This window comes from Candidatus Bathyarchaeia archaeon, from assembly GCA_038883335.1.
Lineage (GTDB): Archaea > Thermoproteota > Bathyarchaeia > Hecatellales > Hecatellaceae > JAVZMI01.
Genome location: JAVZMI010000001.1, coordinates 61,014 through 85,899 on the forward strand (window position 1 = coordinate 61,014; position 24,886 = coordinate 85,899).

24 protein-coding genes, 1 tRNA gene and 1 CRISPR repeat array are annotated in these 24,886 nt (G+C 48.6%); of the genes, 17 read left to right on the top strand and 8 right to left on the bottom strand.

Translation table 11 applies throughout. From position 1 onward, the window contains the following. Nucleotides 1-7: 7 nt before the first annotated feature. Nucleotides 8-388 (bottom strand): cysteine-rich small domain-containing protein, encoded by a 381-nt coding sequence (locus QXJ75_00300; GenBank protein MEM3736522.1) that lies wholly within the window; start codon nucleotides 386-388, stop codon nucleotides 8-10. Nucleotides 389-699: 311 nt separating this feature from the next. Next, complete coding sequence (gene hsp20 / locus QXJ75_00305; protein MEM3736523.1) at nucleotides 700-1,329, bottom strand: archaeal heat shock protein Hsp20; 630 nt, start codon at nucleotides 1,327-1,329, stop codon at nucleotides 700-702. A gap of 219 nt (nucleotides 1,330-1,548) precedes the next feature. Here hsp20 and QXJ75_00310 point away from each other — a divergent pair, with 219 nt between their 5' ends. From QXJ75_00310 to QXJ75_00360, 11 genes are all read left to right on the top strand, one after another. Next, nucleotides 1,549-2,493, top strand: a complete 945-nt coding sequence (locus QXJ75_00310; protein MEM3736524.1) for a hypothetical protein — start codon at nucleotides 1,549-1,551, stop codon at nucleotides 2,491-2,493. 19 nt (nucleotides 2,494-2,512) lie between these two features. Next, nucleotides 2,513-3,061, top strand: coding sequence for a GNAT family N-acetyltransferase (locus QXJ75_00315; protein MEM3736525.1), 549 nt, complete (start codon nucleotides 2,513-2,515; stop codon nucleotides 3,059-3,061). A 241-nt stretch (nucleotides 3,062-3,302) separates the two neighbouring features. Continuing rightward, on the top strand, nucleotides 3,303-4,403 hold the full coding sequence (gene hisC / locus QXJ75_00320; GenBank protein MEM3736526.1) for a histidinol-phosphate transaminase: 1,101 nt from the start codon (nucleotides 3,303-3,305) through the stop codon (nucleotides 4,401-4,403). A gap of 47 nt (nucleotides 4,404-4,450) precedes the next feature. Then, on the top strand, nucleotides 4,451-4,717 hold the full coding sequence (locus tag QXJ75_00325; GenBank protein MEM3736527.1) for an ACT domain-containing protein: 267 nt from the start codon (nucleotides 4,451-4,453) through the stop codon (nucleotides 4,715-4,717). Then, nucleotides 4,718-5,647, top strand: coding sequence for a phosphoserine phosphatase SerB (gene serB, locus QXJ75_00330; GenBank protein MEM3736528.1), 930 nt, complete (start codon nucleotides 4,718-4,720; stop codon nucleotides 5,645-5,647). Nucleotides 5,648-5,897: 250 nt separating this feature from the next. Beyond that, the gene (locus tag QXJ75_00335; protein MEM3736529.1) at nucleotides 5,898-6,686 is read left to right on the top strand and encodes an indole-3-glycerol-phosphate synthase; all 789 of its coding nucleotides are present in this window, start codon (nucleotides 5,898-5,900) and stop codon (nucleotides 6,684-6,686) included. Next, the gene (locus QXJ75_00340) at nucleotides 6,661-7,350 is read left to right on the top strand and encodes a phosphoribosylanthranilate isomerase (protein ID MEM3736530.1); all 690 of its coding nucleotides are present in this window, start codon (nucleotides 6,661-6,663) and stop codon (nucleotides 7,348-7,350) included. The genes QXJ75_00335 and QXJ75_00340 overlap by 26 nt, the downstream gene beginning before the upstream one ends. Next, nucleotides 7,351-8,556, top strand: a complete 1,206-nt coding sequence (gene trpB / locus QXJ75_00345) for a tryptophan synthase subunit beta (GenBank protein ID MEM3736531.1) — start codon at nucleotides 7,351-7,353, stop codon at nucleotides 8,554-8,556. Continuing rightward, entirely contained in the window at nucleotides 8,546-9,382 is an 837-nt protein-coding gene (gene trpA / locus QXJ75_00350) for a tryptophan synthase subunit alpha (protein ID MEM3736532.1), read from the top strand. The genes trpB and trpA overlap by 11 nt, the downstream gene beginning before the upstream one ends. Then, entirely contained in the window at nucleotides 9,383-10,867 is a 1,485-nt protein-coding gene (locus tag QXJ75_00355; GenBank protein ID MEM3736533.1) for a chorismate-binding protein, read from the top strand. It abuts the gene before it with no gap. Further along, nucleotides 10,864-11,430: an aminodeoxychorismate/anthranilate synthase component II gene (locus tag QXJ75_00360; GenBank protein MEM3736534.1), complete on the top strand. Its 567-nt coding sequence runs from the start codon at nucleotides 10,864-10,866 to the stop codon at nucleotides 11,428-11,430. The genes QXJ75_00355 and QXJ75_00360 overlap by 4 nt, the downstream gene beginning before the upstream one ends. Nucleotides 11,431-11,580: 150 nt before the next feature. Here QXJ75_00360 and glyA read toward each other — a convergent pair whose 3' ends face one another. Further along, nucleotides 11,581-12,882, bottom strand: coding sequence for a serine hydroxymethyltransferase (gene glyA / locus QXJ75_00365; protein ID MEM3736535.1), 1,302 nt, complete (start codon nucleotides 12,880-12,882; stop codon nucleotides 11,581-11,583). Nucleotides 12,883-13,105: 223 nt separating this feature from the next. Further along, on the bottom strand, nucleotides 13,106-14,446 hold the full coding sequence (locus QXJ75_00370) for a hypothetical protein (GenBank protein MEM3736536.1): 1,341 nt from the start codon (nucleotides 14,444-14,446) through the stop codon (nucleotides 13,106-13,108). Nucleotides 14,447-14,619: 173 nt separating this feature from the next. Between QXJ75_00370 and thrC the strand changes: the two genes are divergently transcribed. The 4 genes from thrC (at nucleotide 14,620) to QXJ75_00390 (ending at nucleotide 19,296) form a co-directional block, all read left to right on the top strand. After that, entirely contained in the window at nucleotides 14,620-15,849 is a 1,230-nt protein-coding gene (gene thrC, locus QXJ75_00375) for a threonine synthase (GenBank protein MEM3736537.1), read from the top strand. Then, the gene (locus QXJ75_00380; protein ID MEM3736538.1) at nucleotides 15,846-16,871 is read left to right on the top strand and encodes a homoserine dehydrogenase; all 1,026 of its coding nucleotides are present in this window, start codon (nucleotides 15,846-15,848) and stop codon (nucleotides 16,869-16,871) included. Before thrC ends, QXJ75_00380 begins: the two co-directional genes overlap by 4 nt. A gap of 81 nt (nucleotides 16,872-16,952) precedes the next feature. Next, nucleotides 16,953-18,212, top strand: coding sequence for a cofactor-independent phosphoglycerate mutase (locus QXJ75_00385; GenBank protein MEM3736539.1), 1,260 nt, complete (start codon nucleotides 16,953-16,955; stop codon nucleotides 18,210-18,212). Then, complete coding sequence (locus QXJ75_00390) at nucleotides 18,187-19,296, top strand: radical SAM protein (GenBank protein MEM3736540.1); 1,110 nt, start codon at nucleotides 18,187-18,189, stop codon at nucleotides 19,294-19,296. The genes QXJ75_00385 and QXJ75_00390 overlap by 26 nt, the downstream gene beginning before the upstream one ends. A 20-nt stretch (nucleotides 19,297-19,316) precedes the next feature. Here QXJ75_00390 and QXJ75_00395 read toward each other — a convergent pair whose 3' ends face one another. Further along, on the bottom strand, nucleotides 19,317-19,538 hold the full coding sequence (locus QXJ75_00395) for a hypothetical protein (GenBank protein ID MEM3736541.1): 222 nt from the start codon (nucleotides 19,536-19,538) through the stop codon (nucleotides 19,317-19,319). A 44-nt stretch (nucleotides 19,539-19,582) separates the two neighbouring features. Next, nucleotides 19,583-19,858, bottom strand: coding sequence for a DNA-directed RNA polymerase subunit K (locus QXJ75_00400; GenBank protein ID MEM3736542.1), 276 nt, complete (start codon nucleotides 19,856-19,858; stop codon nucleotides 19,583-19,585). 209 nt (nucleotides 19,859-20,067) lie between these two features. Here QXJ75_00400 and QXJ75_00405 point away from each other — a divergent pair, with 209 nt between their 5' ends. Next, complete coding sequence (locus QXJ75_00405) at nucleotides 20,068-21,201, top strand: DegT/DnrJ/EryC1/StrS family aminotransferase (GenBank protein MEM3736543.1); 1,134 nt, start codon at nucleotides 20,068-20,070, stop codon at nucleotides 21,199-21,201. A 243-nt stretch (nucleotides 21,202-21,444) separates the two neighbouring features. After that, nucleotides 21,445-21,649: direct repeats of the CRISPR family, unit length 37 nt; unit sequence GGATGCATAGCGAAAATCCCAACAAAGGGAATTGAAA. Nucleotides 21,650-21,720: 71 nt separating this feature from the next. Further along, a tRNA-Tyr gene (locus QXJ75_00410) sits at nucleotides 21,721-21,892 on the top strand. Nucleotide 21,893: 1 nt separating this feature from the next. Here the strand turns inward: QXJ75_00410 and QXJ75_00415 are convergent. Continuing rightward, nucleotides 21,894-22,601, bottom strand: a complete 708-nt coding sequence (locus tag QXJ75_00415; protein ID MEM3736544.1) for an HAD family hydrolase — start codon at nucleotides 22,599-22,601, stop codon at nucleotides 21,894-21,896. Nucleotides 22,602-22,636: 35 nt separating this feature from the next. After that, entirely contained in the window at nucleotides 22,637-24,868 is a 2,232-nt protein-coding gene (locus tag QXJ75_00420) for a DEAD/DEAH box helicase (GenBank protein MEM3736545.1), read from the bottom strand. Nucleotides 24,869-24,886 lie beyond the last annotated feature (18 nt).

The window sequence follows — 24,886 nt, forward strand, 5'->3', positions numbered from 1 at the left end:
TCGGTAGCTAAGTTACATGTATTACCTCCGGCTTCAGCGACTCCAAGATTCTGAGACGTATCCTTTTTAACGCTTCATGGGAGTCAAGTTGCCTCTCACTCGTAAGAGCTTGAAGCTCCTTCATAACCGCTAGAGACACATCCAGCCTATGTATCCATGTACAGTCTTTGCAGCTCCAGACCGCAAGTCCAGGCTGGTTAGCTTTCACATACCGCCCGCCAGTGAGTTCGTCCTCACATGGATAAAATGGGCAATAACACCAAGTGCAATCTTCTAGGTTCTTATGGCATGGAAAGTAATCGCAAGACACGTTGATACCTAAAATTTTCCCAGCTCTAATGAGCTCCATGAGACAGTCGCAGTCTTCCCCCTTTTTTGTGGCTTCCAAATGGTTCGTCACGGCCCACCGACCTATGCTTTGAATATGCGAGTTTAGTTTATAAAACATTGGATGGATTATCCATATCGAATATAATGCAGCGCTTCAGCTGAAGCCTCTACAAAGCGAGAATTTCGGCTGTAGCATAAGTTGTTTGTAATTATTTTCAGGTACGCCTCCTTTTCATTCACTTTGTCTTTCAGAAATTCGGCTATCAGAAAAATTCTAGCGAGTTAGTTAGAAAGTGCACTATTAAACAGGGATGGACGGGTGGGGAATAAGATGGAGGCTATACACGCGTGGCTAGGGCTTTGGGAGGATCACTCTACCTTTATCGAGACGCCTTTAGGCTTCTTCTCCTCGACCTTAGGTAGAGTTACCTCGAGGACGCCATTGATATAGGTCGACTTCGCAGACTTCACATCAACTTTAACCGGTAGATCTACCTCTTTGTAATATTTACGCCCAGGTGTATCTACAGAGATGATTAGTTTGTCTTCCAAGCCGCTCAAATTTATGTCCTGCTTATTGACCCCAGGCAACTCGGCTATTACCTTGATCTCTCCATTTGTAGGCATAACATCTACCAATGGTTCTCTTGCATCCTTGATATCTAGGGAGGGTCTTATACCTCCAGTTCTAGTGGCTCTAGCTATCGGCTTAATATTTCCAAACTCTCTTATCTGCGGTTTGCCGTCAGGGCCCACGGTCATTGAATATCCATACACAAACGGGCCAAAAATTCGCTCAACGCTACCGTCGGGAAGTTTCCGCTCCCTAATGAAGTCCTGAGGTATCGCTTCACCGAGTTCCTTGAATATCTCCTCCATTCTCCGCTCCATCTCCTTGAACATCTCATCCACATCTTTAGAGAAGAAGGGTAAGCCGAATATACCCCAGTCAAAAAAAGGCCGCCGCTTACGTTTCTCGAACCATTCATCCCAAGACATACAACAACCCTACTAAATTAAGAACACATACTATTAAATCCCTTTCGGTTTTATGTTACCAAAAGAATTTTTTGGTATTAAGTTCCAAGTTAAGGGGGCAATGGATGGAATTATGACTGATACTAAAAATTTTAGGGTTTAGCATGCCGATGTGAGCTGTAAATCAGGATAGAAAAAGGATTTACGAAAGTTTCACTCTCTATTATTAGTTGAGAGCGAATGTCGGTTCGTCTAGAGGATTTGATAACGGATCTTGCAAAGGAGCGTATAGTCGGAAGTGTCAAAGTGACGCTTGCATGCCTCGGAGCTATCGGTGGCTTAAGCCTAAACTCGCCTGCGGCAACACGCGAAGATTTCGTGAGAAGCATACTTAATGCTTGCAACCGTTTACGCGAAGTGCGACCAACTCTTTTTCTACTCCAGAATGGGCTCCAATATGTGCTGGATCATCTGAGGTCAGCTTTTGATAGGGGTGCAGATTTAGAGGAGCTTAAGAAAGTAGTCTCATCTAGCGCTGGAAACTTTTCTAATATGGTGAGAGACTCGGTAGATAGGATTGGGGTGGTTGGGTCCAGTTACATCTCCGATGGGGACACAATCTTAACTCATGGTTGCAGCACAACAGTCTTATCGGTTATAAGTAGGGCACAGCAGTCCGGTAAGCGTCTGGAAGTTATAACGACTGAGACCCGCCCCGAGTTTCACGGTAGACTCTTCGCGATGGCTGTTGCGGATCTAGGAATCCCGGTTACACTTATAATTGATTCCGCCCATCGCCATGTCATGGGTCGAGTGAATAAAGTTCTGTTGGGAGCTACAGCTATCTTACTCGACGGGGCTGTTCTCGGCAGGATAGGTACAGCGACGGTAGCTCACTCTGCCCGTGAGGCAGGCGTCAGTGTTTATGTCATGGCGAGTTTATGCAAAATATGCCCCGATGTGAAAATCGTCGATAATATTCGTTTCGAAGAGCGGGAAACAGCTTCCATCCTGCCTCCAGAAGAGGCGCGGAGTCTGGGAATTAAAATTCTGAATCCAGTTTACGACTTGACGCCGCCGCAAGATGTCAGCTTACTCGTCACGGAAGATGGAGCCATACCGCCCTCAGCGGTCAGCTCTCTCGTGGAGAAAGTTCACACTCTGCTTCAACGCCCTCACGCGTAGATGAAGGTGGCGCTCGTTAATGATCGTCAGGAGGCTATCTCTCACCGAACTTTCTAAACTCCATATAGCAGCTGGCTTCAGCAGATGGGTGTCAACCGACGACGCGAAAGGTAAGATTGAACTTAAGCGGAAGCTTAAGAAGTTTATATCAGAGAAGAAAGATGTTTGGTGTGCAGTCGACAATGGTTACCTTATAGGATACGGGATTGTCGATGACCTCGCGGAGCTGCCTGGGGGAAAAACCTTGGAGACTCTGGAGGTGGCTCAGAACTACAGGCGTAGAGGTATTGGGTCAATTATTTTAAATAGAATCCTCGGCGAGTATGGTGAGGCTCTTATGGCTGTGGTTCCTTTCCCAGAGTTTGGCTATGAAAAGGAGTTGGAGGAGTTCTATAGACGGCACGGCTTTAAAAAATTCTCTGAGGACTTGATGTTCCGATTTCCAAGCGACGCTGAGAAACTTAGAAAGTGGATAACATACTTGGACGAGTTACTTGATACCTACAAGACTTTGCGAAAGAAGATGGCTAGCGAGTTACCCTCGAGCATAAAGTTCAATCCACAATGATAATACGTGTGGTGCGGCATTTATACATCAATTAAATGCACGCTGAACTCTAGTTTTTTGAATCAAGGTCTCAGGGATTTGGCCATCAGCAACATGTTAAGGTAATGTTTTTAGAGACGAACTGTAGGGTTAGAAATGTGATGGATAGCTAGAATTTTCACTCTCACTAGTCTCAGATAGTTACGTTTAGCAGTTTCACTACCTTTATAATCACTTTTAAGATTATACGTTGGGGTTCGCTTTGAATGGAGAGATTCATTTGAAAGTCCGAGCTGTCTTGAATAGCTTTAAGCCATATGAGTGGGAGCCCACCGCTGAAGCGATCTCGGCAGAGTTCGGCATCGAAGCCGAAAGGGTACTAAGATTCGACACCAATACCCTTCCCTTCATTCCCTCAAAAGTTCTTTCGGAGTTGAGTAATGTGCTAAGTAACCTCAAAGTGAACGAGTATCCAGATACATCATACGCATCACTACGCGAATCTATATCGAAGTATACCAGTGCCAGTATAGATCAGATCTCGGTCACCAACGGTGCAGATGAGGCTCTCGATATTATAGTTAAAACCTTCGTAGACGCTGGATCCATCGTAGTGACCTCTGAGCCGACGTATTCCATGTACCGCGTAACAGCAGAGATAATGGGTGGGAAAGTTATCCAAGTTCCTAGGAACAGAGATTTTTCAGACGACGTAGACTCAGTCATAAGAACCGCAAAGGAGGCGAGATCTATTTTTCTCTGTAGCCCTAACAACCCAACTGGCAACTCTACTAGGAGGGAAGACGTTACGCGATTATTAAGGGAGGTGGATTTACCTGTTGTAGTTGATGAATCCTACTTCGAGTTCTGTGGCAAAACTGTAGCAGACCTCGTGAAGAAGCATGAAAATCTAATCGTAGTTAGGACTCTCTCTAAAGCCTTCGGCTTGGCTGGTATACGGGTCGGCTATGTACTTGCCAATCTTGAGACTATTAAAGCCCTCAACCGCGTCCGTCCTCCTAACAGTGTCGGTGTTATATCGGCAATCCTCGCCAAATTTGCCTTGGAGAATGTTAGTTACATGAGGAAAAACGTGGAGTTCATCATCGGTGAGAGGGAGAGGCTGGTGCGTGCTCTCAAAGAGTTAGATGCACTCCATGTTTACCCCTCCGAGGCGAACTTCATACTAATTAAGTTCAAACACTTATCTGGCTCTGAAGCTCATAAAAAGCTTCTAAGGTTAGGAATAGTGACACGTGATGTGAGCAGTCTCCCTATGTTGAAGCACTGCATAAGGGTTACTGTGCGGAATCCAGATGAGAATAACAAACTATTGGAGGCGTTGGGTAAGATCACAAGTTAACCTCTCCTCGACGGTTAATGAAAATTAGCATTTTGAGGTGTTGATTTTTGGGTGAAGAGATAGTTGTGGTGGCACTTGGACGCGATAAACCAGGCCTCGTAGCCGGTGTAACATCACTTATAGCTGAGGCTGGAGGTAACATCGAGGATATGGATCAAGTTGTGTTGAGTGGCATATTTGTTATGTCACTCGTAGTCAAATTCAACGAATCTTCAGCCAAGAAGGCGGAGTTGAAGAAAGAGTTAGTTAGAGAGGGGAAAAAACTCGGGTTGAAGGTCCAAGTTTATGAGAGAAGAGTTCTCGAGGTCTTATAGATGAAAAACTTGGTGGTTACCACCATAGGGAAGGATCGACCGGGCATAGTAGCAGGTTTCTCTACACTTCTAGCAAATTGTAGTGCTAACATCCTCAAGACCAGAGCCTCAGCTCTGGGTGACCTATTCGTGATGGTGATGCTGGTAGACATCTCCCACGCCAACATAACGCTGGCTGAGCTTATCTCTAAACTAAAAGAAAAAGGCGTCGAGTTAGGTTCAGGTGTCGCAGTCGAAGAGCCTGAGGCATTCCAGCGTGAGAGAAAACTGGTCGCTTTCGATCTCGACGGGACTCTAATCGACACTGAGATCATCAATGAGCTCGCGAAGATCAAAGGGGTTGAGAGAGAAGTCGCAGATATAACTCGCAGGGCACTTGAGGGTGAGGTTAACTTTAGGGAGGCACTCGTGCAGAGGGTGAGGCTTCTCAAGGGTTTAAGAATGAAAGATTTGGAGGTGCTGAGGAAGGCGATTAAGGTTCTTCCAGGCGCGCAAGATCTTATAAGAGAACTTAAGAAGCTGGGCTTCGCCACTGCCATAATTACTGGAAGCTTCGGCTTCTTCGCGGAGGATGTTGGGCGCAAGCTAGGTGTAGATTATGTATACTCGAATAAGCTACTTATAGACGGAGGTCGCCTCACAGGTGAGTTCACAGGTGAAATTGTAGACGCTGAGTCTAAGTTAAGAGTGCTCAGAGAGATTGCCGCAAAGGAGAAGATCAGTCTTGACGAGTGCGTAGCAGTCGGCGATGGCGCTAACGATCTATTGATTATAAAGAACTCAGGATTGGGAGTAGGGGTAAACCCGAAGAGGTTAGTGAAAGAGGAAGCCGATGCAATAATCGACGTGAAAAGCCTCACAGCCCTCCCTGCAATTATCGGGTTTGGGCCCGTGAAGAATGATGTGATTCGTAGGCTCAAATGTAGGTAGACAGGTTAAATTTTTCAGCCCCACAAAACCCTTAAATAAAAAAGAAGACATCTTTTCAGCGACCAATTACTGGGGCGCGTCGTCATCTGGACTGGAATTAGCCTCCCCCGACAGGCATCGACATGACGCCTGCTATATTCGCGTACAGAACACATACTCTCCAATATTCACTTCATTCTTGAATCTTGTTCTACAAAGAGAAACTTTGCCGCGATTGGTTTCGAAACGGCTTATCTGAGGTTATGTAAAGGTGGGCTTCTTAGATCGAGTGATTGAATATACGCGACTGAGGGTTGAGGTCGAATGCGGTAGCTACACTCAGGCTACTTCTAAGTCTAGTACACCTAAGCACAGCCTCGTAGCAGCTATCAGCGATAGTTCGTTTGCTCCCTTAATCGGTGAAGTGAAGCCCGCTTCTCCTTCAGCAGGCTGGGTTTGTATGGGTATTGATGCTGGTGAGATCGCACTTAAGATGGTCCAGGCTGGTGCTGTGGGGGTGAGTGTCTTGACCGAGCCTGTATTCTTTCATGGGAGTATTGAGAACCTTATTAAGGTTAGAGAGATGGTTGAAGTACCCGTCTTGATGAAAGACTTCATAATCGACGAGAGGCAGATTCTCAGAGCTTCCCAGCTTGGTGCAGACTCCATCCTTCTAATCCCTGAGATCTGCCCTGACATCTCAAAGCTCTATAAGCTAGCCCTCACTCTGGGTGTCGAGCCGTTACTCGAAGTACACTGCGAGGAAGATCTAGATCGAATTGCTCCTCTCAATCCGCGACTGGTGGGGGTAAATAACCGCAACCTAGACACCCTAAAGGTTGATTTAAAAAAGACTCAAAGGCTTGCGCCTCTGATTCGGCGGCGTTGTCCGGAAGCCCTAGTGGTTTCTGAGAGCGGCGTGGAGACAGCTGATGATGTCAGATTCTTGTTAAGCTGCGGCGCTGACGCTGTCCTCGTTGGATCTTCACTTATGAGAGCGAAGGATGTAGTAGCTAAAGTTGAGGAGCTGGTAGGTGCCCTTAAGCTTGGTAAAGGTTAAGATCTGTGGAATACGTGACCTCGCAATTCTGAGGGCGGCTGTGGGTTACGGAGCTGACGCCGTAGGGTTTGTAGTTAAATCGCCAAGCTCTCCTCGGAATATCAGCCTTGAGGTGGCTAAGGATCTCATCTCGGCAGCCCCTCCACTCATATACACCGTGGCTGTAACAGCCTCAACGTCTGTAGATGAGATCCTTGAAGCTGTGGAGAGGTTACGCCCCGACGCGGTTCAACTTCACAGCAGGATAGGTCTCGACGCTATCTCTGAGATCTCTGGGAGGCTGAGGGGTGGTGTTAAGCTTATCGGTGCTTTAGCGGTTGACGTTAACTCCAGGTATAGTGAGGTGATGGTTCGAGATCTGACATTAGAGGCGAAGGGGTTGGCGGGCTTAGTTGACGCATTAATCGTCGACTCGGCGATAGGTGGCTTTATGGGTGGTACAGGGGTTAGGGGGAACTTTGAGGTCGCTAGGCGTATCCGCGACGCGGTGGCACCTTCGCCCCTCATTCTCGCAGGAGGATTAACCTCAGAGAACGTTGAGGAGGCTATCTCGGTGGTTGAGCCTTATGCAGTGGATGTCTCTTCAGGGGTTGAATCTTCTCCTGGGGTGAAGGATCTTTCCAAAGTTAAGTTGTTCATCGAGAAGGTTAGGAGGCTGAATTGATTGAGCTGTGACGGTTCCAGCTACTATGGAAGGCACCCAGACGCTAATGGCAAGTTTGGTATTTATGGGGGAAGGTTTGTCCCAGAGGTTTTGATGTCAGCCCTCGAAGAGTTGGAAGAGGCATTCCATAAGTTCCAGCGTGATAAAGAGTCCCAGAAAGCTCTCGACCTATACCTAAGAGATTACGCTGGGAGACCCACACCTCTCTATTATGCGGCACGCTTCAGCGAGAGGGTCGGGTGCAAAGTCTACCTGAAGAGGGAGGATCTTGTCCACGGAGGTGCTCATAAGCTGAACAACACCCTAGGCCAAGGTCTCTTGGCTCTTAGGATGGGTAAACGGCGCTTAATAGCTGAGACTGGGGCTGGGCAACATGGGCTTGCCACTGCGACGGCGGGGGCTGTCTTCGGGTTGAAGACTGAGATCTATATGGGGGAGGAGGATGTTGAGAGGCAGAGACATAACGTCTATCGGATGGAGCTTCTAGGCGCCGAGGTTCACTCTGTAAGGTCAGGTAGCAGAACTCTAAAAGACGCCATAAATGAGGCACTAAGGGACTGGATTGCCAATGTTAGGCATACTTACTATGTTTTGGGATCTGTAGTGGGCCCCCACCCATACCCCCTCATAGTGAGGGAGTTCCAGCGGGTGATCGGTAAAGAACTCAAAGCCCAGATCCTAGAGAAGGAGGGACGTCTTCCAGACGCTATCGTAGCGTGTATTGGAGGTGGGAGCAACGCCCTAGGAGCCTTCTACGAGTTCATTGATGACGGAGGCGTCAGGCTGGTTGGGGTTGAGGCTGGGGGGAGGGGTCTCGACACTGGCAAGCATTCAGCCCCCCTCGCAGCTGGGAAGCCTGGCATACTCCACGGCGCATACACATACATCCTCCAAGATCAATACGGTCAAATTCAGACCTCCTACAGCGTCAGCGCTGGGCTTGACTATCCAGGTGTAGGCCCGGAACACGCCTACTTAATGGATGCAGGTCGAATTGAGGTTGCAACAGCAACAGACATGGAGGCTGTGGAAGCCTTCCGCCTACTCTGCCATTTGGAGGGGATAATCCCAGCCTTGGAGCCCTGCCACGCTCTTGCTCATGTTGTTAAGATGGGGGGAACCCTTGGCAAGGATGGAGTGGTCGTCGTCAACTTATCGGGGAGGGGTGACAAGGACGTCGAGGTAGTTCGGAGGTTTGGGGGCTGAGCCAGTGGGCGAGATAGCTGAGAAGTTCGGAGAACTACGGTCCAAGAGTGAGGGTGCACTCATATCCTATATTACGCTGGGGGATCCGACGGTTGAAGCCTCTCTAAAACTGGTGAAGATACTGAATAAAAGCGGCGCTGACATAATTGAGCTGGGGTTCCCTTATTCAGACCCTCTAGCTGACGGCCCGACTATACAGGCAAGCCACCAGAGAGCTCTCTCGAATGGTGTGAATACAGATGTTGCTTTTCGTCTAGTCGAGAAGGCACGGGGCATCACCACTAACCCGTTGGTTCTGCTAATCTACTATAATCTCGTCTTCCAGAGGGGTGTTGAGCGTTTCTTTAGAGAAGCAGCTGAGGCGAGGGTCGGCGGCATCATAATTCCCGATCTGCCAGTGGAGGAGTGTGGTGAGGCGCTCGAGGCTTCACGGAGGCATGGTGTCGACTTGATTCAGTTAGTCGCCCCTACAACTGGCGAGTTAAGGTTGCAGAAGATCCTCAAAGCTTCAAGCGGCTTCATCTATTTGGTGGCAATACTGGGGGTGACTGGCGCCAGAGAAATTCTCTCAAATCTCACAATGGAAACCGTGAAGAGAATAACAAGGTATACGTGTGGAAAAATACCCGTGGCTGTAGGCTTCGGTATATCTCGTCCATCCCATGTGAGGGATGTACTCGCAGCTGGCGCTGACGGTGTAATCGTGGGTTCAGTCATAATCGACCGTTACGCTACATCGCTGAATAACCTAGAGGCAGGTTTCTTGGCGGTGGGGGAGCTTGTTAGAGAGCTGAAGTCTGCGACTTACCGCCAAAATTGGGAGTAGGTGGACTATAACTTGGTGGATCAGAGGGTAGAGTTTTTGGGGCGAAACTTCGAGGTTTTCAGCTTATTTAAGCATATTATAGACAGGTGTCCGTCAAATTATTCCTTCCTCCTAGAATCCATCGGTGACGAGGACAAGCCTCTTTACTCCTTCATCTGCCTTGAACCCGACTACCTTCTTAGAGTGAAGGGCGACAGGGTTGAGGTTGAGGACATCTTTAACGAGAGGGGCGAAGCACTCTTCGCCGAGATGGGCGAGATTGGAAGTCGAACTTTGGTTAGGGCTACGGTTGACGACCGCGTCGAGAATAGGATTGAAGCTCTCAACATCCTAGCGAAGAGGATACCGCAGGTGAAACTTGCGAGGCCAGATATATTCCCTAGACAGGTTTTTTATGGAGGGTATCTAGGCTATCTGGCCTATGATATAGTCGCCCCTTGGGTTGGGTTTACGAGCCGAGCTGAGACACCCGACCTTCTGTTGGGGTTGCACTCGAGGGTCATTGTCTACGACCACAAGCGAGGGGAACTCTTTTACATAGACAATGCCGTGGACGGCAGGTGGGATGACGCCCGAGAGATTCGGGGGGCCCTAAGTTCATATAAACGCCATCGTGATGAGACTCAAAGCGCCGTTGGGCTATCTGCCGTGAGCTTCAAGTCGAATACAAGCCGAGACGAATTCTCTGGGATGGTAGAGAAAGCTAAAGGATACATTTTAGAGGGTGACATCTTTCAGGTTGTTCTCTCTCGGAAGGTTTCTCGCCGAGTTGATGCAAGTGGGCTTGACATTTATGGGCAACTCAGAAGGCTCAACCCCTCCCCCTACATGTACTACCTAAACTTCGGGGAACTATGCTTAGTAGGCAGTAGCCCTGAAGCTTTAGTCAGCTTGAATGGGCAGGAGATAACAACCGTCCCCATAGCTGGAACTAGGAGGCGGGGGAGAAGTTATGAGGATGAAGCAATAATGGAGCGAGAGCTGCTCACCGACCCGAAGGAGAGGGCTGAACACGTTATGCTCGTCGATTTAGCCAGGAACGATACATCCAAGGTTTCAGAGCCCGGCACAGTTAGGACTGTGGGTTTAATGACTCTTAAAAAGTATCGGCACGTAATGCATCTCACTACGAGTGTCCAGGGAGTCCTCAGGAGAGGGTTAACCTCAATAGATGTGCTCAAATGTGTCTTTCCCGCGGGAACAGTTACCGGTGCACCGAAGCTCAGAGCTATGGAGATAATCGAGGAACTTGAAAAAGAGAGCAGAGGCATTTATGCTGGGGGCGTTGGATACATTGCCTTCAATTCTGACATGGACTGGGCAATAACTATTCGAACAATAGAGCTCCTAAGGAGAGAGGCGAGTGTTCAGGCTGGCGCCGGGATTGTTGCCGACTCCCAGCCTAGGCTTGAGTGGATAGAAACTGAGAACAAGATGCAAAGCATGTTGAGAGCCATAACAATGGCTGAGGAGGCAATGTCGTGAAGGTTCTGTTCATTAACAACAAAGACTCTTTCGTCTATATCCTCGTCGATTACGTCGCTCAGCTGGGATCTGAGGTAATTGTGGTCGACAACTCCACGAGCCCAGGAGAAGTGAAGAGGATCAAACCTGATAAGATAATTATATCGCCCGGCCCAGGCCACCCCAGTAAGACTACTGGCAGAGTAACAGAGATAATCCGTTCGTATCCTACGGTCCCGATGCTAGGCGTTTGCTTAGGTCATCAGGCCATTGTAGAAGCATTTGGGGGGAGGGTTGGGCGTGCCCCAGTCGGTCCAATGCATGGAAAAGTCTCACTTATATACCATGACGGGAAGACCATCTTCCGGGACCTCGCAAACCCGTTTGAGGCCGCTCGATACCACTCCTTGGCAGCTATCCAAGAAATGCTTCCTGAGACCCTAGAGGTCTCTGCTAGAGCGGAGGACGGGACAGTTATGGGGGTTAGGCATAGCAAGTATGTTATAGAGGGAGTTCAATTCCACCCTGAGAGCATATTGACGAGGGATGGAATAAAGATAATTGCTAACTTCCTAAAACTCTGAAAGTGCGATACGCCATAGCTATGCCCGTGTTGAACATGAACCACCACTAGGCTGTTAGACTTAGTAACACTATATGCCATATCTCCGTTCTATGAACGGAAACCTCCCCTAAGGAGGGAAGGTGTGTGTTAATTGAAAGGAGGTTAGGACTTAGAGGATTCTCATATACTCGTAGGCTTTGATTTTCGAGTTGAAAGCATATTTTATGGTTTGGAATCTTCCAATAAACTCGCCGACCTCGCTTGCCACCTCCTTTTGGTCTCTACCATCTATAACTGTCTGCTTTATGAACTCGGCTACCTGTTGCATATCGGTCTCCTTCATCCCCAACCGCGTCACCTCCTGAACTCCAAGCCTTATTCCGCTGGGTGCATCTACCTTTTTCAAGTCGTCCCAGGGAAGGAGGTTCTTATTACATATTATATTAGCCTGCTCCAACATGCCTGATACGTAGTCCCCACCGCCAAACTTCGCCACATCGACCAAAACTTGGTGTGACTCAGTGAAGTCTTTGTGGCTACATAAAACATTGAACCCCAGACTGTGCAGAGCCTCTGCAAGCGCTTTGGCATTCTTAACGATTTGAGCTGCATACTCTTTTCCATACTTTTCCATCTCTGCCAGAGCAATAGCCAAACCTGCTAATCGGTGGAGGTGGTGGTTGCTAGTCAAACCTGGGAAGACAGCCTTGTCAACGTTCGCTTCAAGTTTCTTCTCACAGAATATTATGCCGCCTTGAGGGCCGGGAAATGTCTTATGAGTGCTTCCTGGTATGATATGTGCACCTTCTCTGTAGGGATCCTGAAACATCCCCCCAGCGATTAAACCTAGGACGTGAGCTGCGTCGTAACCCAGATAACCGCCATACTCTTCCACAGCCTCTCTCATCTCCCGTACAGGTTGTGGGAATAGAATGACGCTTCCACCAAGCAGAACTAGGGTAGGTTTCGTCTCGGTTATGCTCTTAACAGCGGCTTCCGTATCAATATTCATCTCCTTAGGGTCGAATGGGATGGGCTTAACCCTCAACCCTCGAACCCCAGCCCCCCCAAACTCCATATAGCTTATATGCCCTCCATTCGGCACCCCCAAAGACATAATTGTATCACCTGGCTTAGTTAGGGCGTAGAACATGGCTAATACTGCTTGGCATCCTGAGATAGGAACTACATTAACATGGTCAACCCTGAAAAGTCGTTCAGCCAACTGGACAGCTATGGTTTCTATCTCGTCTATGTATCTGGAGCCGCGGTAGTGTCTGTGGGAGGGTTTACCTTCAGCGTATCTGTGAGCTAAATCGGATGTTAGAACTTCTCGAATAGCTGGGCTTGTTATGTTCTCGCTTGCTATGAGGTTTATGCACCGCCCCCGCCATTCGTTATGCTTCATCACAAGGTCGCGTACCATCTCAACAACCGAGGTAGACAACGTGGACTTGGCGTCACCATGCAAAGCCTAACACCAAACCATGATAGATTAAAGCTGATCGCTAACTACTAACCAAAGGTAACCAATTTAAATATTACCTGTTGAAAGGGAGCATCGAACGAGTCAGCATATGCCAGCTCCGATTAGTGGCATGTTATTTTCAGATTTTAATAGATGGCATCCTAAAGGGGCATACCCGGAAAAACTCGGCTGGCTGGGTTATATGTCTGCGGTTACCTCTTTTGCTCTACTTGGGTGGGGCGTCATTCTTAATCTCGAAACCCACCTTCCTTGCGAGTTCTTTAAATTCTTCCTCGGTGAATGCGAACCTTCGTTCTCCTCTCATAAACTCATCTCTGATTAGTTCGACGAGTTTGAGGAGTCTGCTGTCTTTTTCATCGACTTTTTCACCTATGACGTCTTCGACCTTCATCTGTATGCCATACTTCCCAGACCTCTTCCCAATCACAACCCTCCTCTCTTGGCCGACCAGCTCTGGCGGGAAAATCTCATAGGTGAGTGGGTGCATCTTTAACCCGAAGAGGTGAATACCCGACTCATGCTCAAACGCTGCATCGCCAACTATCGCTTTGTTTAGAGGGAGGTGATAGTTCAACGATGAGGCAAGAAAGTTGGCCATCTCTCTAAGATATTTGAGATTCCACTTCTTTACATTGTAGTGGAGGTAACAGTTCATTATAATTTTCTCTGTCTCCGCGTTCCCAGCTCGGTCACCTATCCCCAAGAAGGTTGTGCTCGCGTAGACCTTATCGTATAGCCCAGAAGCAGCCCTAATGGCAGCCATCGTATTTTCCACGGCATTACCAAGATCGTCATGCGCGTGGATCTCGACGTACGGTATACGGGTTTCCTTTTTTATTCGCTTGATCTTCTCCGGTATACCGGCTGGGAGAGGTGCCTTTTGGTCTGATAATCCACAGCCTACAGTGTCGCATATGCGGTAAGTGATCGCCCCCGCATCGGCAACAGCGTTTATGAACTTCTTCTCAAAGCTCCAGTCAGCACGTGTACTATCCTCCCCATGAACGAAGACTTGAAGGCCATGCTTCCGTGCATAAATTACGCTATCCACGACTTTATCAACCAGTTCTCCAAGGCTCTTCTCAGACCACTTTACAAAGTGGATATAGGATACAGGGTGAGAGATCCCAACCTGCTCGAAGCCAAACTTCAAAGCTATATCGATATCTTCTATTGCTGCTCGGCACCAAGCGGCAAGAAGCTTCCCTAATCCTGCATCCTGCATCTTCTTGACGGCTTCTTGGTCCGTCTTTGTGAAAGTCATCACCTCAATTCTCTCTATGCCAATGTCTCTAAGCAAACAGCCGATCTTGCACATGTCGTCTGAGGATGGGGAAGTTAGTCCAGCCATCTGTAGTCCCTCCCGTAGGGTGGTGTCGTCCATAATAACATCGGTCTGGAGGTTTCTCGGTTTATATATAAACTCCTTGAGTTCCTCCCATTTACCTGTCTCTAGTGGTTTCACACCCACAGATCTAATATACTCGGCGTAACGGAGACGCTTCGCATCCTCGGCCTTGAAGGATTGTTTACCCACCTTTTTCACAGTTTAACCCTTCTATGTCTCTAACCGCTAGAACTCGTAGGGTCCTTTGGGTCGTAGAGCTAATCCACTAGATCTCCATTTAAATCTTTTCAAAACATGAACCATGCTAGAAACACTTTTAGCGTTAAACCTTGTAAGGTTAGTCAAGTTCAGGTTATTTGGAGTATAGAGGGATGTTCCTCATAAGATGTATAGGTTGCGGAGAGATATACAGTAAAGAGGAGGTCGTATACACGTGTAGAAGATGCGGGGACCTCCTCAACATCGAGTATGACTACCCGGCAATCAAACGCGAACTTAGACTAGATGAGCTGAGTGAAAGACCCTTAGGCGTTTGGAAGTATAGGAAGCTCCTCCCAATCACCAATCCTCATCTAGCTGTCTCTCTTATGGAGGGTGGGACAAGACTGCACAGGTGCGAAGGCTTAGCTACTAAACTGGGCGTCAGAGAGCTTTATGTAAAGAATGAAGGTGACAACCCAACGGGCTCCTTCAAGGACCGCGGAATGACCGTAGGGGTGACGAAGGCATTAGAATTAAGAGCTAGGACGGTCATCTGTGCCTCTACAGGGAACACATCAGCCTCCCTCTCCGCCTACGCAGCTAAAGCAGGCTTAAGGTGTATCGTATTCATTCCTTCCGGTAAGATCGCCTATGGAAAGCTTGCTCAAGCTATGGTCTATGGCGCGGAGGTAATACAGATCCTCGGTAACTTTGATCATGCTCTCAAGTTGGCTAGGGAACTCTGTGATCGAAATAAGGAGATATACCTTCTAAACTCCATCAATCCGTATCGTGTCGAAGGACAGAAGACCTTGGCATATGAGCTCTGTGAGCAGCTAAACTTCAAGGTTCCAGATAAAGTCATAGTTCCTGTAGGGAATGCCGCAAACATTTCAGCTATCTGGAAAGGCTTCCTAGAGTTTAGAAAACTTGGTTTCACAGATTCTCTCCCGGAGATGGTTGGGATCCAAGCTGAGGGGGCGTCTCCAATAGTCAGAGCTTTCAAGGAGGGACGTGATACGATAGAACCGGTGAAGACGCCTGAGACAGTCGCCACAGCTATCAGAATAGGTCACCCAGTCAGCTGGAAGAAAGCTCTCCAAGCAATAAGAGACTCTGGCGGCACAGCGGAGGCTGTCACCGATGAGGAGATTCTTGAAGCGCAGAAACTTCTAGCTCGGAGGGAGGGACTCTTCGTGGAGCCGGCGAGCGCCTCCTCTATCGCTGGGCTGAGAAGGCTATTAGGGGAAGGCCGGATTGCCAAGGACGATCTCGTGGTATGCGTGGCTACAGGCCACGGGTTGAAGGATGCTGATATAGTTATCAAGACCTGTGAGAAGCCCGCAGAGATCGAAGCCAGCATGGAATCCGTTAAGAGGGCACTAGGTGTCCAAAGTTGAGGATAATAATCGTTGGTTTCGGTGTAGTTGGGCAAAGCTTCGCAAGGATGCTGTCTCTACGCTCATCGGAACTCGCCAAAAAATATGGCGTCCGCCCGGTAATCGTAGCTGTAGTAGACAAGGGCGGCGCCGCGGTTGATGTAAAGGGCATCAATGTAGACAGGCTTCTTTCCACAAAAAGGGAGAGAGGTACTGTAGCAGCAGACCCGCATCATGGGAGACCTGAACTCTCGGCTTTAGAGATAATAAATGATGCTGCCGCCGAGGTTGTGGTGGAACTTACACCCACTAATATAAATGATGGGGAGCCGGGGTTATCTCACATAATGGCTGCCCTAAAAGCTGAAAAGCATGTGATAACTACAAATAAGGGTCCCTTAGCGCTCGCCTTCCCAGCTCTTCAGGAACTTGCCAACCATAACCGCAGGCTGTTGAGGTTCAGTGGGGCTGTGGGTGGAGGGACACCTATATTGGACTTCGCCAAGAAGTGTCTCCCCGGCGACGCTATACTCTCAGTTCGGGGCATCCTGAATGGTACTACCAATTATATACTCTCCAAGATGGCCATGGAGAGAGTGTCATTTGACGAGGCATTAGCTGAGGCTCAGAGGCTTGGCTATGCGGAGAGGGATCCTTCCATGGATATCGATGGACTAGACACTGCCTGCAAACTGGTTATAATAGCCAACTGTGTCATGGGTTTGAGGGTTACACTTAAAGATGTGAGAGTAGAGGGTATTAGGAAAGTAACATCCAAAGCCGTAGAGGAGGCTGCAGCCAAGGGCTACGAAATAAAGCTCCTAGGGACAATAAACGGGGCTTTGAATGTTTCACCTCAACTGATACCTAAAGGCGATCCTCTCTGTGTCAATGGCGTATTAAATGCGGTGACTTATGTCTCAAAGTACGCCGGGGAAGAGACTGTGATAGGTAGGGGCGCTGGAGGGGTTGAGACAGCTAGCGCCATCCTCAGAGATTTAATCGAGATAAAACGAAGCCTCTCCCAGCGGTATATTGATTGAATTAAATAGCTGACCCGTGGTTTTGCATGTAAGGAAAATCTAAAGCGGAACAAGACTGGTCAATCTCTAGGAGGAGTGGCTGTGAAGTTTGTGTTGATAATCGGCGATGGCATGGCAGATTACCCATTGGAAGAGCTGGATGGAAAAACACCATTACAAGTGGCGGAACACCCTAACATGGACCACCTAACCTCCCGTGGAGTTTGCGGAACCCTGAGAACGCTCCCTAGAGGCTTGGACACTGGCACAGACGTAGCCACATTATCTATTTTAGGCTACGACCCTAGAATATGCTACACCGGGAGAGGTCCACTCGAGGCTGCGAACATGGGACTCGCCCTCGGAGAGGGCGACATCGCTTTCAGATGCAATCTTGTGACGGTTAAGAACGATATTCTAGTTGACCACTCTGCAGGGCACATAAACTCTGAGTCTGCGCGGAAGCTGGTAAGCCGTCTAAAGGAGGTCTTCGCTAAGGAAGGTGAGGTGGAGTTTTATGCAGGGGTGAGCTTTCGAAATATCATGCTTTTGAAGGGTGGCAAATATTCGGAGAAGGTAAGGTGCACCCCACCCCACGACATTATAGGGAAGCCCTTCAAAAGACATCTTGTCAAACCCCTTGATGAGAGTGGCGCGGAGACAGCAAGCATTCTAAACGATATGGTAATCAGGTCTGAGAGGATTCTCTCCGAACATCCCATTAACCTAGAGAGGGTCAAGGCTGGGGTGAACCCTGGGAACTTGATGTGGCCCTGGGGTCACGGGAGAAAACCGCAGCTTCACCCTCTAAAAGAAAAATTTGGAGTCAGGGGTGCCGTCATCTCCGCTGTAGACATCGTAAACGGCATCGGCGTATGCGTTGGGATGGATGTGGTGAAGGTTCCAGGCGCCACAGGTTACCATGATACCAACTATGAAGGAAAAGCTGACTACGCCTTGAAGAGCCTAGAAGACCACGATCTCGTCCTCGTACACGTAGAAGCACCCGATGAGGCCAGTCATATTGGAGACCTAAAATTAAAGATTAAAACGATAGAGGATCTCGACAGGCGGCTTGTGGGAAGAATTCTCGGAGGCTTAAAAGGTGAGTATACCATTGCAGTTCTAACAGACCATCTGACCCCAACCGCCAAAAGGACACATAGGAGGGGGCCTGTGCCGGTCGCAGTATACTCTACAGCCATAAACCGAGGGGACGGTGTGAAACATTTTGACGAATACTCCGTGAGGAAGGGGTCACTGCGTGTCCGGGAGGGCTATAAATTTATGCCACTCTTCCTAAGTATAGGTAGCCTTTCTAAGGGTAGGTGCAATAGTGGGAATATGCAAGGTATGCGGTAAAGATTCTCATCTCATATCTGACGGTCTGGGTGTATGTCTCGAATGTATCAGAAACAAGCCGGAAGAGGCTTTGAGAGTAACAGGCGAAGCCCACGCAGCCAGTAGGAGGAGTTTCAACCTTCCAGAATTTCCTCCAAGAAACCACGCCGGGCTTGTCTGCGGCGGCTGCGCTAACGACTGTAAAATCGGCGAAGGACAGCTTGGCTACTGTGGGCTTGTTATCAATGTTGAGGGTAGGCTTCTTCGTTATGGTGGAACACATCAAGAGGCCGTCTTGGAGTGGTACTATGATCCTCTCCCAACTAATTGTGTAGCTTGGTGGTTCTGCCCAGGCTGCACCGGAGCCGGATACCCAAAATACGCCTACACATCAGGTCCTGAGGTTGGCCGGTTTAATCTCGCGGTCTTTTATGGCGCCTGCTCTTACGACTGTCTTTACTGCCAGAACTGGCACTACCGCCGCAATGCTTCATTGCGGAGCCCAAGGATGAGCGCCGAGGAGTTAGCCTCGAAGGTTACCTCTGATGTTTCATGTATCTGCTTCTTCGGGGGAGACCCAAGTCCTCAGATGCCTCATGCCCTGAAGACAAGCGAGATCGCCATTGAGAGGGCCGCCGGAGGTATCCTGCGGATCTGTTGGGAGTCAAACGGCCACATGAGGAGAGAATACGCTAGACGTGCCGCTGAGCTCTCGCTGAAGAGCGGTGGCAACATTAAGTTTGATCTAAAGAGTTGGAGTGAATCTCTAAATATGGCTCTCTGCGGGGTCTCAAATAGGCTAGCGTTAGAGAACTTTGAGATGATCGGGAGAGAGTTCTTCGAGGCTAGGGCTGAACTCCCTCTCCTCAATGCAAGCACCCTACTTGTCCCCGGGTACATAGATGAGGCTGAGGTATACTCGATAGCTTCTTTCATCGCGGGGATAAACCCCAGGATACCTTATACGCTTTTGGGTTTCTGCCCAAGATTCGTTATGGGTGATCTGCCTACTACCAGACGTAAGACAGCTTACGCGTGCCTCGAGGCCGCTAAGCGTGCCGGGCTTGAGAAGATTAGGATAGGGAACATTCACCTACTCCATTAATATGTGAGAGAACAGGTGTCTCATGAGGAGCTTTGCTTTCTGTCTCGCCTCATCAGCAGATATCCACAGATGGAGAAGACCATGGGTGTATATACAATGAATATGTTAAACTCGGATGTAAATAGCCTTACAACCACATTGTAATATCCCAACACATCCCAGCATAAAGTTAAGATGCCAACTGCTGTCAGTATGATGGTCGCAATCCGCCAACTTTTAAGGTCTTCCAAGTTTAGCGTCACTCACATAAGCAATGTTAAGGTAGGTATTATGCTTTAGCGATGTCTTATCCCCGACAAATTTTTTGCACGTCAACATCAGATGTGGTGCCGTCTGGTAGTTGTCTTCTTATCGTGATTGGGAGGACGCCTTTTCTAAGTTCAAGTATGGCGAGATCTATAGGTTTAGTGACCCCTTTTGGTGGGGTTATGAGGAGTGGGGCTCCGAGCGCTATCTGTAATGCGCGGGCTCCTATAATTCTAGCCTCCTCGAATCTGGTAAGTTTTGGTGGTCCTATTATCGCGGTATCGTTACTATCGAAAACTGTTGAGGTTATACCCAGTTACACATCACCGCATTAGAATTTCTAAATGCACCTTTTCGAATTATATTTTCTAATATAAAACTTACCATGGGGCTAGATTCAAAGTGTGATAATAGGCTACACTGGTGGTTACCGGTATTTTGTTCTGAAAGAGACGGATCTCTTATATACCTGTTGCCAACACGAATAATCAATTATCCTATAATAATCGATTAATATTAGGGCAGATGTGTGGAGAATTGCGCAGAATTATTCCAATAGCCCACCCCCTGATTGGAAGGGAGGAGATAGACGCTGTAACCTCCGTCTTGAAGAGCGGGATACTTACGAGCAAACATGGAGACGGCCCCTATGTGAAAAGATTCGAAGAGACCTTTGCGAAGTACATCGGGGTCAAGTATGCTCTGACTATGAGTTCTGGAACGGCTGCCTTGCATGCCTCTCTCATGGCTGCAGAGGTGCAGAGTGGTGATGAGGTGATAGTTCCCAGTTTCGCTTTTGCTGCTGTCTCTGAGGCTGTAGTGCTTGCAGGAGCTAAACCAGTCTTCGTGGATATTGATCCACAAACTTTCTGCATGGATCCCTCCTCTTTCGAGTCAGCTATTACGAGTAAAACGCGTGCAGTCATTCCAGTGCACCTGTTTGGTCTCATGGCTGATATGGAGAAAATATGTGAAATCGCTAGGAAGCATGATATAATTATAATCGAAGACTGTGCTCAAGCTCATGGAGCTGCGTATAATGGGAGGAAAGCTGGTTCCATAGGGGATTTCGGCTGCTTCAGCTTCTACGCGTCAAAGAATATGACTACAGGTGAAGGCGGTATGGTGACTGTGAACCGTAGAGAGTATGCGGAGGCTCTTGCGTCGATAAGGAACCATGGGGAAGGTAAGCTCTACAACAGCGAAAGAGTGGGTCATAACTATAGGATGTCTGAGGTTGCTGCCGCTATAGGTTATAACCAGCTTTTAAAACTTCCAAGGTTTAATGATGCGCGAAGGCGGAATGCGAATAAATTAACATCACTACTCGAGGCATCGGGGAAACTTATACTCCCTCAAGAGCCGCAGGGATACAGCCACAGCTGGTATGTTTATACTGTAAGGTTGAGGGGCAGTAGGGCTGGTGAGAGGGATAAGGTAGTAGATAAACTCGTAAATTCTGGAATCCAGGCTGCAGTCTACTATCGCACGCCACTTCACCTCTCGCCGTTGTATAGAAGGAGATATGGTTACAGACGTGGGGCACTACCAAAGACTGAGACTGCGGCGAGGCAGGTTTTCTCTCTCCCAGTCCACCCCGGGCTCACAGACGAAGACCTAGAGTTTATCGCTCAGAGGCTGAGTAAGGTAATCGATTAAGTAATTGGCCAGTCTATCATTTAGACTACTCAGGAACTGATGATACAGAATAACGAGGAGGGGCATGTTACTGCATTAAAAATTCCCAGTTATACTGAGTTTATGTAGGCGTCACATAGGTGCCTTCTAGGTTTGGTTTTTCGATTATCTTTATATGTTGGTTTGCGGTTATAGGGTAATCGGTGTCTCTTTCGCGGCTGCCCTCATCTTGGGGTTATCTTTGCTGGATAAGCCGCGTCTGAGGTCGGGATGCATAGCGAAAATCCCAACAAAGGGAATTGAAACTGTTGTAGACCCTGAAATTAAGACGCTCTACCGAAACTACGGATGCATAGCGAAAATCCCAACAAAGGGAATTGAAACTTTTAAATAAGCTTCAATTGCGGTGTTTTGGCTCATTATCGCGGGGGGATGCATAGCGAAAATCCCAACAAAGGGAATTGAAAGATATGGGAAAGGTTTAACCGTGAATTACACGCTAAAAAGCTTTATATTGCGATATTGTTCTTCGTTTTTTGTCCCGCGGTAGCTCAGCCTGGAAGAGCTTCCGATCCTCGTGAAATAGCTGGGGAGGAGATGCTGTAGAGTTTGCCCGACGGGTAGACCCACCAGCCTTCCAGGCCAACAGAAACCGGAGTGTCGCAGGCTCAAAACTTCCACCGCGAAGGTGAGAATCCTGCCCGCGGGACCAATTAAACTATCAGAAATTCATCAAGACACCTTAGTACAGCTAAGAGATCCTTAACTTCATGATCCGGTCTAGTTTGATCCCGAAATACACGCTCACCTCTTCTATTAACCCAAATAGCCTTAACCCCCACTGCCTTCGCGGGTAGGATGTCGTGGGTGAGGTTGTCTCCTATGGTGACAGTCTCTCCTGGCTGCGAGTTAGAGAACTCCAAGGCTTCGCTGTAGAAGCGCGGGTCACTCTTACGGTAGCCTAAGATTTTCTCCTCCAAGGCTAATTCAAAATACACCCTAGACCCGAACTTCTCGACGCATTCAACCTTCTCTTGAGCGTGGCTCCCGGTTGCCAAACAGAGTTTGTATCCACGATCCTTAAGCATGTTAAGGAAATGGAAGGTCTCAGGATAGAAGGTAGGATTCCTCCAACAGTCCACCTCAGCCTCATAGTAGCCTTCTAAGATGCGTCTAACAGAAGACCTGTCGTAGGGGATGCCGAGATACTTGAAGAGCAACTTGCAATGAAATTCCCCATCGTCATGCCTCTCCGGGTAGAACTCGTGGACAAGTTCCCTATGGATATAGTAACAGTAGAGCTCCCAAAGCTTTGCCCCGCTAATGGGGAGTATGCCTTCAAGCCGCTCAGCAAACTTTGAATCCGAGTTGTGAAGCGTATTATCGTAATCTAACAGCACAGTCTTGATGTGCCGAACCATAAGTTTTCTAATATGACGAGGTTATATTTAGCAGTCTACTCGAATTCTGAGAGAGCCCTCTGCTCCGACTTTTCAGCTTTCAGCATACCTAACTCCTCCCTCTTGATAAGCCCCCCAACCTGCTCCTTTATCACCTTAGCTATCCGTGAACCTATACCAGGCACAGCCATAAGCTCAGACACACTAGCCCGCCTCAACTCGCCGAGACTCCGAAGCCCCCGACTGTAGAGAGCACGAGCCCTAACCCTCCCCACACCCTCCAGTGCTACCAGAGGTATGAGCTCAGCCTTGACGCCGTACTGAACCCGAATCTTCAACTCACCTATCCTCGGAAGGAGATCCTCGCACTTGAAGAGAGACGCCAACTCATGGGTGGCGTAGAGCAGCCAACTAACCGTCTCAACCAGCCTGTAAAGGTCACCTGGCTCAACCTTGTATAACTCCAAGATGTCATTCTCCTTAGCTTCCTCAATCCAATGCATAATAACATTAACGCACTTCAACTCTCCTAAGAAGGTCTCATATTCAACATAGTTATGCCAAGGGTCAGGCGCTTTAAACACCAGCTCATCCTCATGTTCCCCAAGAAAAACCTGAAGATCCTGCAATTCTCGACGGCTGGGGTAGAGCCTAGGGGCCACATCCGGCGTGTGGCAGACGATATTGAGCAGGCTCACATCAGTAAGGCGTGAAGCGCGGTTCAGCAAGCCGTCCCTTATGGTCACGGCGGATTCAGGGTCGATGTAAAGTTCTGAAGTTCTACGGCCAAAGCTAGTGGCCTCTATAAACTTCCCCCTAGGCTTCACCAGTCCATTATCTATAAGGTAGTCTAAAGCCTCAAGAACTGGCCGCTTCACAATCTTCGCCCCATATTGGTGCGCGTAAAATGTCTCGCTGAAAAAATCTAAGAGGCCAGCTTCCGTATTGGCGAAGCCTGAGGCGATGGTGGCTAGGGTGTGTGATCTGAGAACTCTACCTATGGCCAGCTTCGACTGGATCTTTTCAGGTTCAGCGCATATATACGCTTCCATGAGACTCTCCTGTTCGTCGAATGTTTTAGCTATCAGAATAGCCTCCCCGAACTCGTCATACTTCGGCCGGCCAGCCCTCCCAGCCATCTGCTTATACTCAAATGTGGGGATCTCAACTCGACCGTAACCAGGTTCGTAACGGAGGTAGCTATTTATGATGACGGCTCTAGCTGGGAGGTTTACACCTGCCGCAAGCGTCGGAGTGGCCACAAGCAGTTTTATAACTCCTCTACGGAAATAGTCCTCTAAGATCTTCCTGTGGCGATGATGGATTCCAGCATGGTGGACAGCTACACCGCCCCTTACAAGTTCGGCTATCAACTCGCTGAGCCGCGTCCTCTCGCTAACCTCCAAGATCTCCTCAGAGATGGCGGCTAGGGATCTCTTCTGGCTTGGGGAGAGTAGTTCTTTTATGGCAGAGGAGCCTTTCTGGGCTAGGGTCATGGCGGCTTTCCGAGTCTCAGCAAAGATCAAAGCTTGCCCACCCTCCTTTACAGTCTTAACCGCGAGGTTCAGAGCTTGGTTTGGATGGAAACGTGTAATCTTGACTGAGCCACCGTCCTTGTAGAAGATCTGGTCGTGGATGAGAACTCCTTCCCTCAGCGGAATTGGGCGCCAATCCGTCTTTACACAGTCGCCCCCCAGCCACTCAGCCACTTCCTCAGCATTACGGACTGTGGCGCTGAGTGCAAGGATGTGCAAGCTTGGGTTTATATGCTTGAGTCGTGCTAAGGCAACCTCTAGAGTAGGCCCCCTATCACTATCTTGGAGTAGGTGAACTTCATCCGCAACTACAAGAGAGACATCCCCAACCCAGTAAGCTCTGTGACGGATTAGACTCTCAACTTTCTCGTTGGTAGCAATAATCAAGTCGTATTTTGCAAGATAGGAGTCGCTACTATCATAGTCCCCCGTTGATATAGCTATGCGTATAGGGTCTCCATTCGCCTTTCTGAGACGTGTATACTTCCGAAAATCATCAAACTTCTCAGAGGCGAGAGCCCTTAAGGGTGTTAGATAAAGGACTTTGCCGTCCTTCTCAAGGATGTGTTTCAGCGCACAGAGCTCCGCAATAAGGGTCTTCCCAGAGGCGGTAGGACTCGCCAAGACAAGATTACGGCCTTGAAGTACCCCTTTCCTAATAGCCTCCTCCTGAGGTGGATACAGTTCACTATATCCTGCAGCCGAAAGGACTTCTTTAGCCTCTTTAGGAATCTCCAAATCTTCGATGCGCAAAGATCTCAACCGGTCATT